Annotated in this window: 15 protein-coding genes; 5 read left to right on the forward strand and 10 right to left on the reverse strand. The window is 50.5% G+C overall.

The window, feature by feature from the left end:
- The first annotated feature begins 66 nt into the window (after positions 1–66).
- Positions 67–1,395 carry an IS701 family transposase gene (locus H6F80_RS12655; RefSeq protein ID WP_190791903.1) on the forward strand — a complete coding sequence of 443 codons (1,329 nt, stop codon included), beginning with the start codon at positions 67–69 and terminating at the stop codon, positions 1,393–1,395.
- 257 nt (positions 1,396–1,652) lie between these two features.
- Here the strand turns inward: H6F80_RS12655 and H6F80_RS12660 are convergent, their stop codons facing one another.
- Positions 1,653–2,783, reverse strand: coding sequence for a DUF4394 domain-containing protein (locus tag H6F80_RS12660; protein ID WP_190791904.1), 1,131 nt, complete (start codon positions 2,781–2,783; stop codon positions 1,653–1,655).
- 140 nt (positions 2,784–2,923) lie between these two features.
- Entirely contained in the window at positions 2,924–3,217 is a 294-nt protein-coding gene (locus tag H6F80_RS12665; protein ID WP_190791905.1) for a hypothetical protein, read from the reverse strand.
- A gap of 261 nt (positions 3,218–3,478) precedes the next feature.
- Here H6F80_RS12665 and H6F80_RS12670 point away from each other — a divergent pair, with 261 nt between their 5' ends.
- From H6F80_RS12670 to H6F80_RS30375, 3 genes are all read left to right on the forward strand, one after another.
- Positions 3,479–4,213, forward strand: a complete 735-nt coding sequence (locus H6F80_RS12670) for a ParA family protein (protein WP_190791906.1) — start codon at positions 3,479–3,481, stop codon at positions 4,211–4,213.
- Entirely contained in the window at positions 4,210–4,587 is a 378-nt protein-coding gene (locus H6F80_RS12675; protein WP_190791907.1) for a hypothetical protein, read from the forward strand. The genes H6F80_RS12670 and H6F80_RS12675 overlap by 4 nt, the downstream gene beginning before the upstream one ends.
- Positions 4,588–4,658: 71 nt before the next feature.
- Positions 4,659–4,790 (forward strand): hypothetical protein, encoded by a 132-nt coding sequence (locus H6F80_RS30375; RefSeq protein WP_277879139.1) that lies wholly within the window; start codon positions 4,659–4,661, stop codon positions 4,788–4,790.
- Positions 4,791–4,960: 170 nt separating this feature from the next.
- On the opposite strand, the gene H6F80_RS12680 is transcribed toward H6F80_RS30375, so the two are convergent.
- From H6F80_RS12680 to H6F80_RS12700, 5 genes are all read right to left on the reverse strand, one after another.
- Positions 4,961–5,251 carry a hypothetical protein gene (locus tag H6F80_RS12680; protein WP_190791908.1) on the reverse strand — a complete coding sequence of 97 codons (291 nt, stop codon included), beginning with the start codon at positions 5,249–5,251 and terminating at the stop codon, positions 4,961–4,963.
- 23 nt (positions 5,252–5,274) lie between these two features.
- The gene (locus H6F80_RS12685; protein WP_190791909.1) at positions 5,275–5,454 is read right to left on the reverse strand and encodes a hypothetical protein; all 180 of its coding nucleotides are present in this window, start codon (positions 5,452–5,454) and stop codon (positions 5,275–5,277) included.
- A 327-nt stretch (positions 5,455–5,781) separates the two neighbouring features.
- Positions 5,782–9,117, reverse strand: coding sequence for a DEAD/DEAH box helicase family protein (locus H6F80_RS12690; protein WP_190791910.1), 3,336 nt, complete (start codon positions 9,115–9,117; stop codon positions 5,782–5,784).
- Entirely contained in the window at positions 9,110–9,304 is a 195-nt protein-coding gene (locus H6F80_RS12695; protein ID WP_190791911.1) for a hypothetical protein, read from the reverse strand. The genes H6F80_RS12690 and H6F80_RS12695 overlap by 8 nt, the downstream gene beginning before the upstream one ends.
- A 187-nt stretch (positions 9,305–9,491) precedes the next feature.
- Complete coding sequence (locus tag H6F80_RS12700; RefSeq protein WP_190791912.1) at positions 9,492–9,800, reverse strand: hypothetical protein; 309 nt, start codon at positions 9,798–9,800, stop codon at positions 9,492–9,494.
- A gap of 264 nt (positions 9,801–10,064) precedes the next feature.
- Here H6F80_RS12700 and H6F80_RS12705 point away from each other — a divergent pair, with 264 nt between their 5' ends.
- Positions 10,065–10,223, forward strand: coding sequence for a hypothetical protein (locus tag H6F80_RS12705; RefSeq protein WP_190791913.1), 159 nt, complete (start codon positions 10,065–10,067; stop codon positions 10,221–10,223).
- 625 nt (positions 10,224–10,848) lie between these two features.
- On the opposite strand, the gene H6F80_RS12710 is transcribed toward H6F80_RS12705, so the two are convergent.
- The 3 genes from H6F80_RS12710 to H6F80_RS12720 form a co-directional block, all read right to left on the reverse strand.
- Positions 10,849–11,070, reverse strand: coding sequence for a hypothetical protein (locus H6F80_RS12710; RefSeq protein WP_190791914.1), 222 nt, complete (start codon positions 11,068–11,070; stop codon positions 10,849–10,851).
- Between the two features lie 268 nt (positions 11,071–11,338).
- Positions 11,339–11,911: a hypothetical protein gene (locus tag H6F80_RS12715; RefSeq protein ID WP_190791915.1), complete on the reverse strand. Its 573-nt coding sequence runs from the start codon at positions 11,909–11,911 to the stop codon at positions 11,339–11,341.
- 12 nt (positions 11,912–11,923) lie between these two features.
- Entirely contained in the window at positions 11,924–12,118 is a 195-nt protein-coding gene (locus H6F80_RS12720) for a ribbon-helix-helix domain-containing protein (protein WP_199296539.1), read from the reverse strand.
- Positions 12,119–12,169 lie beyond the last annotated feature (51 nt).

Genomic DNA, 12,169 nt, shown 5'->3' on the forward strand with positions numbered 1-12,169 from the left:
TATCCCTGTTTCATCACTCTAGAAGGAGTAAAATAGGGACAAGTTTGCTGAAGGCGAGCCAGGGCAATGGTTGCACCCCGTGAAGCAGTCACTACCGTCACGTTCATCGACAACTACTGCGCCGTCTACCGAGATCTGTTTGTCGATGTGCGTAGTTTCGAGGCATTCAAGTTTCTGCATCTGGGCCTGATCAGTGAGATCCCTCGCAAGTCGTTACCCGCGATTGCGAAGGCTGTTGGTTTAGCCAACGACCAAGTTTTACATCACTGCTTGAGTGCATCACCTTGGTCAGTTGTGGCGTTACAACAACGACGATTGAGCCTGGTTCTACAGCAACTCAAAGGTCAAAGTATCACGCTTGTCATTGACGAAACTGGCGACCGCAAAAAAGGCAAAACGACCGATTATGTAGACCGCCAGTACATTGGCAACTTAGGCAAGATTGATAATGGTATCGTTTCGGTCAATGCCTACGGTATTACGGGTCAATTCACCTTTCCGTTGCTATTCAAAGTGTTTAAGCCCAAGCAGCGACTCAAAGAAGACGATGTTTATCAAACGAAGCTGCAATTAGCGCAGACTATTATCGAGGAATTAGTCGAGTTTGGCTTCAAGATTGAGTTAGTTTTGGCGGACAGTTTATATGGAGAGAGCCACCCGTTCGTGGAATTGCTTGATCGGTTGAACCTGCCGTGGATTGTGGCGATTCGATCGAATCATGGGGTGTGGATGAGTGAAGATGAAGAACCTGTTAACAGCGACTGGCAACGGTTTGAGCGTACCTTCTCAACTGGAAAAACCGAGGAGCGCTATATCCAAGAAACCATCTTTGGTCGGCGATTGAAGTGGCGCTATTGGACGTTAACCAATGACCCAGTGACGCTACCCAAGAACAGCACTTGGCAGGTGATGAGTCATCTGCAAGGTCAGCAAGATCATGCGAACCAGATTGGCAACCTATACGGTCTAAGAACTTGGATTGAGTATGGCTTCAAGCAGTGTAAAGACCAATTAGGCTGGGCAGATTATCGAGTGACACACTATGCACAGATTGAACGGTGGTGGGAGATTGTTTCGAGCGCATACTTGATGGTGAGCTTACAATTTTGGGGTTTAGGAAATGAGCGACCCGCTGTACTTGATGAAGGTCAATTAGATTTACTTACTCGGTTTCGTCAGCATCGTTACTGGAATGAGCCACAAGGCTGGAAACGGCGGCTCAATAACGTGCAATTGCTGATTCAACCATTCCTCTACTTTTGCTCCATCAAGTCTTGGTTAGCAGTGTTTGACATTCCTGATTTAGGACATGGGTTTATGAGCCTAATTGACCAGATCAACCAGTTTCCAGGCTGGTTGCCTCACTTGGCTCCTCAGCGCTTTTCCTCTGCCTAGAGTGATGAAACAGGGCTATAGCTTTACGCCAGCAAGTTAGGACATTAGGAGGAGGGGTCTGGGAGCGTTGCCCTTAGCCAGGGGCTCCACCCCTGCGCCCGGTCCTTACCCTAATCCGTACTGCTATATCAGCGGAAGTCAAAGGAGCTGACTAAAATTGACAAAATATATCCCTGGCTCAACTCAGCCTGAAACCAGGGATCGAAACACTGCTACTATTTGCCACTATTACTGTTACGCCTTGCCCTGTCTGCGGTTTAGGATCGAACTGCCAGCCCTCTAAAGTTTAGTGCTGTTCGGTTGTCGCGCACCTCACCAGGCAGACTTGCTGCACCCGTCGTCAAATTAATTATGTACAGCGAGTTGTTCGATAACGCAAAGGCAGTATTTACGGCGGCAGTCGTCGCGGTTACGGGCAGGGTGACGATGTCAAACCCGGTGTTCAGGCTGAAGTCAACGCCCAGCGGTCCAACAAGCGTTTGAGTTCCGGCATTGGGCGGATTCTGGATAAATAGCTGATCGGTCACAGTGTTAATCGTATATTGGGTGGTCGCAGCAGGCGGCGTAATCGGGGCGACGCCAAAGAAATTGTCGGTATAAGCTGTGGTTTCGATCGACGTGGTTGCACCATTCAGGTTCGAATCAGCTTGAACCCCCGGCAGATTGGGATTGCTATCGACAACCGTTCCCGTATCTGGAACCAGGCGCAAATTCTGCCCGGCATCGCTCACGACCCGGATGCGATCGACCGAGGGGTTGAAGTCGAAGCCAAAGCTGCTGCCGCTCAGCGGAACCTCAAACGGTTGAGCATTGACGGCGGTGGCGGCTCCTGTTGCAGGATCGATGCGGTACAGACGACTGCTGCTGCCCAAGCCAAAGAGCTGACGGTTTACGGGACGGAAATCGATGCCCAGCAAGTTTTCACCCGGCTGCAGTCCGGTGACGCCAATTCTTGTCACGTTTAATAAATTGTTACTGTTGAAAAAAGCCAGGCTGTTGTCGGTGGTTAAGCCCACAAAACTTGCTGTTGCTGGATCAGGGGCAGCCAGGGGACTAGCGAACAGTGAGAGGCGGTAGCGAGTTTCACCGGAACGGAGAGTCGTTTTAATAAAGTAGCGACCTCGCTCCAATATTGCGTCGATGATTTCGCGCCGTTTACCAACGTTATTAAAGACAGCAATGCGTTTACGATTGCGATCGAACAGGGTCACGTTAACGTCGCTGCGAAGCCCGAGCAACCCGCCCTGCAATCTGCTGCGATTTGTGACTCTAAAGCTGAAGAAATCCACCCGATCGCTCTGATTTGCAGATTCGCCAATGGTCTTTATCCCCGACTGCAAAACTCCTAGATTTTGCGCTCTGTTAAAGCTGTTATTTGAAGTAACCATTAAACTCTCTATTCCTCAACGCTTAGCTCCCTCTACTTTATTGTCCTTACTTGGCTGAGTAAAGTTCTACTTGTTCAGGGAGAAGGGGAAGCATAAGGGGCGATCGGTTTGCAACAGTTTCAGGATGCCTCGCCACTAGCTCAGGTCACGGCATCCTTAGGGATCTTTGGATCGTATCGTTCTACCAGTTCCGCACCTTCGATTAGTTCTGGCTGAAATCTTGCCATTCCAGGGCTTCGTAGCGCGGCTGCCAGATCGATCGGGGTGGTAGAAGTGCCGATCAAATGCCCAAACGCACCGTACTGCCGCTTGAGCTGATCACGGATGATTTCAACCCAATCTTGATTTCCTGAAAACTCGATCATTGCGCTTTCATTAGGGTCGATCGAGTTCACCCACACTTCGGCTCCATATTTCAGTCGGAATTTAAGCACCGATTATCCCCAAAACTAAATGAAAAGGCTTTCCACCTACGACTACTCAAAGAGATATGGAATCTCCGGGGGGTTCATGGAAAACTTTAGCTTGTAGTTCGCTGCCCATGGGGTGAGGAATCAGCAGCAAACCACGATACAATTGCGCTCAACTGCTTAAGTAATTAAAGCTTTAAGGTTTAAAGGTATTAGAGGTTTAAGGGTTACTCTGAATAACCCTTATTAGGCTTATGATTCTCCTGTCTATGCCTGGAGAGAATCATGTTGACGATCGCTTGCTGGGCAATGAAAGGGGGAACGGGCAAGAGTTCCACGGTGTTGAATTTGGGCGCAGCTTTGTCTAGGTCGAAGCTTAAAACTGTAGTCATCGATCTTGATGGACAGCGCACCCTTTCTTTTGGTTTGGGAATGGATGGCAAAACTCCTACGGCGATCGATTGGCTGGCAAGAGATAAGCCGAGCGCTCCGCTGGAGACGCAGGTTAAAAACCTGTCCATTATTCCCGGCGATATGGGAATGTTTCGCCTCGTTTCTCAGTCTGAAATATTCACCCAATCTCTTAAACGTATTAGACCTTTAGGCTTTGATATTTGCTTGATGGACTGCCCCCCTAACCTGGGACTGATATCGGTTCAGGCAGTGCTAGCAGCCGATCGCGTCCTGCTGCCGACTCTCTGCGAGCCAGCCGCGTTAAAGGGACTAAGTGAGGCAATCTCGCTCATTCGTGACGATAGCCCGGACAAGCCGATCGAGGTTTTGCGGTGCAGGTATAAGCGATCGTTGGTGCTGACCAGGGAGGCAGATGACCTGCTGGTGACATCAGCAGAAGATTTTAACTATCGATTGCTGCATACCGTTATTCCCGAAAATATTGCAGTGGCAGAGGCGATCGCCCAGCAGCAGCCGGTGCTGGAGTATGCACCGAAATCGCCCGGAGCCATCGCCTACAAGTCATTGGGCAAAGAACTGTTGAAGATCTGGAAGGTGAAAGCATGAGCAAGTTACGTATGGGGGGAATGGGGAAGCTCAGGGATTTTAGCACCACACCAACTGGACCCGTACCGGAACCACCGGAGCTAGAGCAACGCCCAGAACCGAAGCCCAAAACTACCGCTAAAACTGTAAGTAGTAAGGCAAAGAAGCAAGACAAGCTGATCACTGTGAACATCAAAATTCGAGAGCAACAGCAGGAATGGCTAGCCGACACCGCTCGGCAGGTTCGCGGCAACAATGATGAGCCAGTGCCCCCTGCTGAGCGCTGCTACCCTCAGCATCTAATCCAGGTCGCGATCGACTTGCTGAAGACATCAGACGTTGACTGGGATTCGATTCAGAATGTTGAGGACTTGAGGAAAGCGTTAGAGCTTTAGGCGTTAATCAGATAATCTTCTAAAGGTATTAGACCTTTAGGCAATCAGCGCAAAAGCTCTCAGGTTTTCCCATGTCTACAACACTTCCCCTAGGACAGTCGATCGCCCCCTTTTATCTGCGCGTTTTTACACTTTTTTGCACTTTCTGCGGTGTAAAACTGCGATCGCAATATGCCAAAGGTGCAAAACGCAAACCTTTGTAGAGTCGGGATTCTGGCGATCGGACTGATACCAAACAATTACCTTTTGTTTAGTTCGTTTTGCGATGTGACACTTTACATGTAACAACCATTAGATCACCAAAGCGAAAACCGAAAAAGCTCGTAGGATGGGCACTCCGGCGATCGTTAAGGTACTTGTGTGGTACTTTCATCTAGTTCGTTTCTTCCTCAAAATCGGCAGTGCGGAAAAAATCTGCCCATGCTGAATCGATCGCTGCATAATCTATTTCTGGCACTCGCAAGCCATGCAGGCTGATGCCTAGCGATCGGGCAAGACTGCGCTCTAGTTTTGCTAACTGAGTATGTTCGCCAGTTTTCAGCGAATTCTGACTCGATCGACGCTTGCCCGATCGAGTTCTCGGACCCGTCGATCGTTTCCAAGGCTTGAGTTGCCGGATTCGTTCAGACTGCTTCTGACGGGCTTCTACTGTCCAGCGTGGCATCGGCTATTCTCCACAACCATCAATCATCTACCAAATTTAGCTTGCATCCGCTGGCGCATTTGCTGCGATCGATGTGCTTTGTACCCGGCGACGACCTGTAGCCCTGCCCGCGCCGATAACAAAAGCTTGATGTTGTAGGGCGATCGGGCGATTTGGTTGATTAGGCTGATGCACTCCAGCCGGAGTGCTTCTGATTCATCCATGCAGTTGTTCCAGTTTGCGGACTCATTAAGGTGTGTAAGCCGCGCTATATGAAGGTCTTGAATCTATATAAGGGCTGTTACACACTGGGCAATCGATCCCTTTTGCAATGAGTAGTACGAGATTTAGTACATCTATTTTGGACAATAATTTGCTGTTCGCGTTAATTCTGCCGCCCTAAATCTGGTGAAAGCCTGAAACCGCTACCACAATTTGTAGAGAAATCATGTGTAATGCCCTTTGTGGAACAGTCTCAGCATTTCCAAGCAGCAGAAAACCGCCCCTATTTCTGGGGGGTAAACAGTTCTAATCTAATTTGGACGATCGCCCTATGCCGCTATCAGTTCTTCTGGTGGCGATGTAGCGTGTTCTGCCCGTCTCGATCGTTCCAGAGATAGTCGATTACGAATCGCTGGGATAATGTCAGCCCAGAAAATCTGCTGAAACAGCTTGTTACCGCTACATTCCATATCGAGCCATCCATTCATGTAGACAACTTTCGATTTGCTGTAGCGTCTTCTGCCGTCCTTGTGACAACCGTTTGGGTGCAGTTCCTCTGTTGCCACCCTGACCGCTTTGCCGCAGCCCTGATAGCCCATAAACCGCATACACTGACGCACGATCGCCCAAAAGCTGAACAGATCTTCGACCTGTGGGAAGAACTGCCGCAGTTGATCCGCTTTCTGGAATTCCGCATACAGTTCTTGCACCTTCTCACATCCCGCGTGGAAATGCGTTCTATCTGCCACGGCATCATCGGTTGTGCTGCTGCATTGGGCGAGCTGTCCCAAGTTGAGCGATCGGAATAACCGGATATTGCGGAACGCTCGCAGCTTGGCGCTCTTGGCGCAAGTGAACTTGTCGCGCAGCAGCGCCAGAATTGCCCCGTCATCCTGTTCATTTGGCTCTGTTGCCATGACCCAAAACTTGATTCGATCGAGCCGCGACGACTTGAAGATCCGCACCAAGTTAATTAGCTGCTCCTGGTCTGTCGCCTCATCGTTTGCCAGCGCAATCAAGTCATTGACCACCTCTGGGTATTTGTCGTGCAATTGCGCCAGCCGCACATCCCAGACCTCGCTATTAAAGACAGGAGCTTTCTGGGCTTTCAGCAGATCTAATCCCCGCCCCAGGTTGCCATTGATGAGCTGCCTTGCATCTTCCTGCTTAACTGCTTCGATCGCGTCCCGCCATTCCTGCACTGGTGCGTCTTTGATCTCCAGCGTTTCAACCCGTTCAAAGAAATGCTCCAGCAGCATTTGCAGGTACTCGCTGTTAAACGAATGGGCTACTTCATCGACTGCACTCTGCCACAATCCCCAGCCATGCGTCCGATCGCTGTGCTGAACACCAGCGGTTGTGAATGCGTCCTGAAGCTGAATCCCCCACTGCTTCACGCGATCGTTATCCAGCGCCCGAATTGAAATAGGCGAGTCCTGAACAAAACGCGGACACGAGACATACCATTCCTGGCACTGCCGCGCCCGCCCCATCTTTTGCAACATTTGCGGCGGTGGCAGCACACCGCTGCAGAGTAACAACCCTTTATCGAAGTGTGTTTGAACGTCAAGTCCGCTCTGAGCTGTTGGGCTGAAGGCGATCGAGCTGATGCCACTCGCCTGCAAATAGCCGTCAGGGTCGGGCATGAACAAAGCATTTTCTTCTGGCGTTTCGCTGGAGCAGACGTGAACATCCATTCCATGTTGCTTCATCCGAGCCACAACCGCTTTTAATGCGGTTAGGCTGTCTGATGCCACGGCGATCGACTTCACTCCCTCTGCCGCCCATTGGTCGATGAGTGCGAAGGCGATCCCATCATGCCGCAGGCTAACCATGCCTTTTTTGTTGAGTTGCTCCAACCAGAACACTGGCTTAGGGGATTGCTGAAATTTCTGGTTCAGAATCAGCCGTTGCCCCTTGCGATATCGGCTGAGAATTCGAGCGTCAGCATCACTCAGGAAGGCATCGACGGCGATCAGTCGCCAGCACTCAGACAGCAGCCGTTCAAATTCTGGCATGACGGCAGACTTGCTCAGGATTTCCGATCGCATCCCGGCAAACTCGTCTAGAACGACGATCGTATCCGCCCAGCAGACCTCGCCCACGGCATAGTCTTTGAGCGAATCAGGGCAGAGGACGTATAGCCCTGGCTCACCCCGACGCAGCTTGTCCCGGTTCTCGCTGTTGTCGTCCTGAACGTGCCGAATTTCAGGGAATCCTAGCCTTGCCGCTCGTGCTGCTGTCTGCCGTCCCAGTCCATTTCGAGGAACAATCAGGAGAATCTGTTTGCTCAGATACTCCCGCCGCGCCAGCAACGATCGCAAAGTTGCCTCTGTTTTGCCAGATCCCAGCCAGCCGCGCAACAGGACGGTGGGAGCGTGCAGGCTGAACTGCTTACAGAACCCCTCGTAGTATTCGATCGATCGCCCATCAGTCGCAGTCAGCAGGAAATCTCGTTTCAGCATTTCCCAGTACCGCGTCTGAAAGGTAATCCGCCGTTTCTGAATCAGCCGCAGGCGTTCTTGCTGCTCACTGTTTGCCGGTTGCTCTGCCAGTTGCCCAAATCCGCCTGATGGCTTCTTAGGCTCATGCTGTTGGGCGATCGCCTCAAATTCTTCGATCGTCAGAAGTTGGGCATTGTTAAAGGTTTCTGCGTCGATCTCATCGGCATCACCGGCGGTCTTCTGGACTTGCCCCCACCAGCGCACCCGGAACTCATAGCCCAAACGGACCACCAGATTATGAGTTTGTCGGTATTGCTCCAGGACGTGAGCGTTTTTGACAGAGCCAGCATCAGCATTCAGAACCACAACATTTGAGCCAGTCGCCTGACTTGCGGCTTTCAGATAGGAAGCTAATTGCTGCGAGCTGGATGGGAAGTTGCCGCCAGATGCACCCAGGCAGAGAACTCCAAACTTCTGAGCAATGACGTGTGGCTTTAGGAATCCCTCAGCCAGGTTGATTTCATCCCGGATGGCTGTTTCCTGCACAGGCAGGTAATAGCCGATCGGAATTTCACCGGACGGCAGTTCAATCCCGTTGCCGCCGATGCTGCTGCTGCTAATCCAGAAATAGCGGTTGCCACCTGACGAAACTTTATCAGCCCTGATCTGTGCCCCTAAAATCTGTCCCAGTTGATTCGGAACACCGATCGCTAAACCAGAGCCGAATTTTCGCAGCCGACCATTGCCATCAGCTCCGGGCAACTCAGATGTTACTCCCGGAATGGCTGAGTTGCCTTGCCACGTCCACAGAAGCGACTGGGAATAAGCCGCCTCAATTTGCTCCGTCAGCAGCCCCCGATCTGCGAGCTTACGCCGATGCTCCAGACTCAGCCCTGAATGTCGCGCAACCGCTTTATACTGCCGATTGCGATCGGGAATTGAGAGCAAGTTTTTTGCCTGTTCCTGGCGCTGCTGCTTCTCCGGACGCTGATTCTTCTGCTGTTGCTTTTCAGCTTCCTCAGCCCGGATCCACATCCCAAAGCCCCACCTGTCTATACGTGTGAAGGTATAGCCGATCGGATTTGCGTCCTCACTGCGGCAATGGATGACTTCCGAGCTTATGCCGCCGTTCAGATAGGTAATCTTTCGGCAATCACGCCGCGCACCCTCGCAGATCGGGCACTCCCGCTTAAGCCGAACAGCTTTAGAGAGACTAGCCATTGTGCTGCCCCTCCAGCGTTTCAAGCAGCCAGAGAGAGAAAAGTCTTCTCATCTCAGCCCGTGTCAGCCCGTGAAATGCAGCCGTCCGGCTAAGCCAGTACTGCCGCTCCAGTTCGGTCTTGAGTTCGCCAATTGCCTTGAATGCAGAGAGTAGGCGATCGAAATCTGCTTTTAGGTGAGTGCTCATTTTGCCACCCCCAGCGCCGATTGCAAGCCTTCGCGATCGCAGTACCAGACCCACCAATCAACCTGAGCTGATGCCTGAGGATTCCAGGGCTCATCCAAGAGCCGATCGCGGTCTAGTGGGAGATATACTACGTTCTGTATTCTGATTGTGTTACAATCGGGGCAGTTTTTCTTCTTGGGGTTGCAGGTCATGCGGCACCCCTTTTTGCTTTTGAAGACATGGCATCCTCGTGGGTGGTCAATGTCAGGATGCCTTGCCGTGAAGATGCGCCAGGGTGAGGTGTAAATCTTGAATTAGCAGAACCGCCAAATCGTTCTGTCTTTAAAGCTTGCCAAGCGATGAACTTCTGCGTCATCTGACGCTCGCGGCGATCGAGATGTTTGCCCTCAGCCTGCTGTGCTAGCAGTTTCTGGGCTTTTGCGCGCCAGCGCGATCTGTAACTTGATGGTTCGGGGGATACCGGAGTTGCGGAAATTTTTGCTACATTTGTTTTCATGATCGAGATCTGCCCCCAGTTACCTGGGAAGCAGGATTGATTTGCGAAAGACCGTTCTGTTTTTTGAAGGCGATAGTTCAGCCCAGATGTGGTAGTCGGGGAGTTGAACTATCGCTTTTGATTTACTAGATGTGGTAGTCGGGGAGTAAATCAACTATTAATTTGATATCACGTCAACCACTGGAATTTACTTTTTTGTGGCAAACGCCTGAAAACCTTGCTGGGCGAGGGTTACAAAATCCGTTTTTTTTGCCTTCCTCCTGAATGAACGTAAACATTGTCTCCATCCGCCTCGTGCCGCTTGAAGCTGGGGCTTTGAAGCATCTTAATTCTTCCGTCCCAAGCCTTCAGAAACGGCTTCCAGAACTGAAGCTCAAATTCTCTGTCATTCTCAGCCAGCCCGATCGCTACGTTGAGCAGTAGCGAAAAATGACGGAACTTAAACTGATTCCCTGGAACGTTGGGATCGAAAGGGTTTTCTCCGTTTCGCACTTGCCTTAGTTGCAATTGCAGAAGCCTAATGAACTTATCCTTGTGATTCCCCTTCTTGCTCCAAAAATCTGTATCCGAAAACTTCTGGTTAACGACTTCCTGCCGGAATTCCTTAATGATGCAGAGAAACCACTCTGCCCAATCTTTGTAGGATAGTTCAACTTCAGGAACTAGCATTCTGCGAGCATGGCACACAATGCACAGCAAATCGAGGCGAGATAAATACTCAACTTCAGGTTCCAAAAGCTTTATCAATTTTCGCTTTGCCGGTACAACGTGATGCTTATTCCGCTTTTTTAGCCAGCAATGCAGAGCAATGTTTCTCTCAGTCAAAGTTAGAGTAATTGCCAATTGCTCCCCTTTTGATGGAAGGCGAGGGACTAGCAACCTGCTGTTCATCAATTCCAAAACTTCTGACTCGTCTACATCTGATTCACTTATTTTTCTCATTGCCGATCGCCCTCACGCTACTTTGATATGCCTACCCCAGCAGTGCCGGATGCCGTCAGGATTGACCCGATCGGCTAACTGGTCGATCGATTGGCTCGCTTTCGGGTCAGTCTCTTTCATCCAGCTCCGCTTGATAGGCTTCTGCCTGCTCATACTCTTCCAGGGAGTCGTAGAATTCCGGAAAAAGCTGCTCAAAGAGGCTTCTCTCGAACGAACCATTTTTGCTTGCCTCCTGTTCAACTAGGAAGCGAAAAGCGTTAGCAAAACCTGGATCGTCGAAGAGCGGTTTCAGCTCATTGATTAGATCTTGTTCATTTCGCCCTACCACTTATTCCTCCTAGTTATTGTCTTTTGTCAAGTATAGAGTAGCTTATTTTTCGTGGAAAAGGATCAGAACTGAATTTAAAGATCTAAGCCGCCTAGTTTTGAATTAATGTTGACAGTAAGATGGTAGAACCTATAAAGGGAAGGAATCTCAAAAATACTTCTTGTTTCAAACAGCCGTATAGACTGAGCCAGTTAATATTAGCTGAAATGCTTAAACCTAGAAATCAAGATGTTAAAATTCTTGGCAATTTAATAGAAGGTAGCTGTCTTCATCCCTCGCTTTGCTCCTCATCTCCTGGCAATGCCCACGGCTCTATCCCGTTATCTCGAAGCTGTTGCTCTAGCAGTCGCTCTCGATAGCGAGATATGTCTGACTCAGCCAGCGCGGACGCAACATCGTTCTCAAGTTGCCGAATGATGCCTTCGGCTAGTCGCTGGTCCCAGTCGTCCTCTGAACGAGAAACCCCGAAAGCACGATCGAACCTGCGTTCTAACGTCTCGGTCAGCATGGCCCACACAAGACTTGCAGCCTGATCGTTGCCCTGCTTAGCTTGAGTGAACCAATACGCTGTCACTACAGCCAGTGGCAAAGCATTGATTCGGGTTTGCCCTCGCAGTTGAGTCGATTCAACCTCGATACTGTCGGGCGTATAACCTTCACCCAGTAAAGCTTTGATAGCCCTCGAGTCTAAAAAGCGTCGGGCGTTAATCTCTGGTTTCCCGACACATTCAGCCGCCTGAGTTTGGCTCATCCGGTAGGAGCCGTCAGGCAGCATGAAGCCTTCGATCTGAAAATCTCCGAGCTGGACGATCGCCCGTTGCGCCCTGATTTCATTGGTCATTGCGATCGTGCCTCACTTTCCCTTTCCAGGTTCAATTTCTGGATATTTGTCGGGGAACTTGCGCTTCACACCTAGCTCAATCAGGAATGCTGCAAGATTGGCGGTCGGTCTGCCCTCGCCTTTCGCCCACTTCTGCAAGTCCTGCCCAACTTCATCAGGCAGGGTCACGGTGAATTTGTAAGCCATGTTTTGAAACGGTTTCGCCATCTGGATTCTATCTCCTGCCCTGTTTTGTGCATTAAAGATCTCAGTTAAAGC

Source organism: Leptolyngbya sp. FACHB-711 (assembly GCF_014695615.1).
Lineage (GTDB): Bacteria > Cyanobacteriota > Cyanobacteriia > Elainellales > Elainellaceae > Leptolyngbya_A.

Excerpts from the sequence above, each read along its gene's own strand:
- H6F80_RS12675 (WP_190791907.1), top strand. The coding sequence starts at position 4,210 with ATGAGCAAGTTACGTATGGGGGGAATGGGGAAGCTCAGGGATTTTAGC.
- H6F80_RS12655 (WP_190791903.1), top strand. The coding sequence starts at position 67 with ATGGTTGCACCCCGTGAAGCAGTCACTACCGTCACGTTCATCGACAAC.
- H6F80_RS30375 (WP_277879139.1), top strand. The coding sequence starts at position 4,659 with ATGTCTACAACACTTCCCCTAGGACAGTCGATCGCCCCCTTTTATCTG.
- H6F80_RS12680 (WP_190791908.1), bottom strand. The coding sequence starts at position 5,251 with ATGCCACGCTGGACAGTAGAAGCCCGTCAGAAGCAGTCTGAACGAATC.
- H6F80_RS12670 (WP_190791906.1), top strand. The coding sequence starts at position 3,479 with ATGTTGACGATCGCTTGCTGGGCAATGAAAGGGGGAACGGGCAAGAGT.
- H6F80_RS12660 (WP_190791904.1), bottom strand. The coding sequence starts at position 2,783 with ATGGTTACTTCAAATAACAGCTTTAACAGAGCGCAAAATCTAGGAGTT.
- H6F80_RS12720 (WP_199296539.1), bottom strand. The coding sequence starts at position 12,118 with ATGGCGAAACCGTTTCAAAACATGGCTTACAAATTCACCGTGACCCTG.
- H6F80_RS12715 (WP_190791915.1), bottom strand. The coding sequence starts at position 11,911 with ATGACCAATGAAATCAGGGCGCAACGGGCGATCGTCCAGCTCGGAGAT.
- H6F80_RS12700 (WP_190791912.1), bottom strand. The coding sequence starts at position 9,800 with ATGAAAACAAATGTAGCAAAAATTTCCGCAACTCCGGTATCCCCCGAA.
- H6F80_RS12695 (WP_190791911.1), bottom strand. The coding sequence starts at position 9,304 with ATGAGCACTCACCTAAAAGCAGATTTCGATCGCCTACTCTCTGCATTC.
- H6F80_RS12705 (WP_190791913.1), top strand. The coding sequence starts at position 10,065 with ATGAACGTAAACATTGTCTCCATCCGCCTCGTGCCGCTTGAAGCTGGG.
- H6F80_RS12690 (WP_190791910.1), bottom strand. The coding sequence starts at position 9,117 with ATGGCTAGTCTCTCTAAAGCTGTTCGGCTTAAGCGGGAGTGCCCGATC.
- H6F80_RS12685 (WP_190791909.1), bottom strand. The coding sequence starts at position 5,454 with ATGGATGAATCAGAAGCACTCCGGCTGGAGTGCATCAGCCTAATCAAC.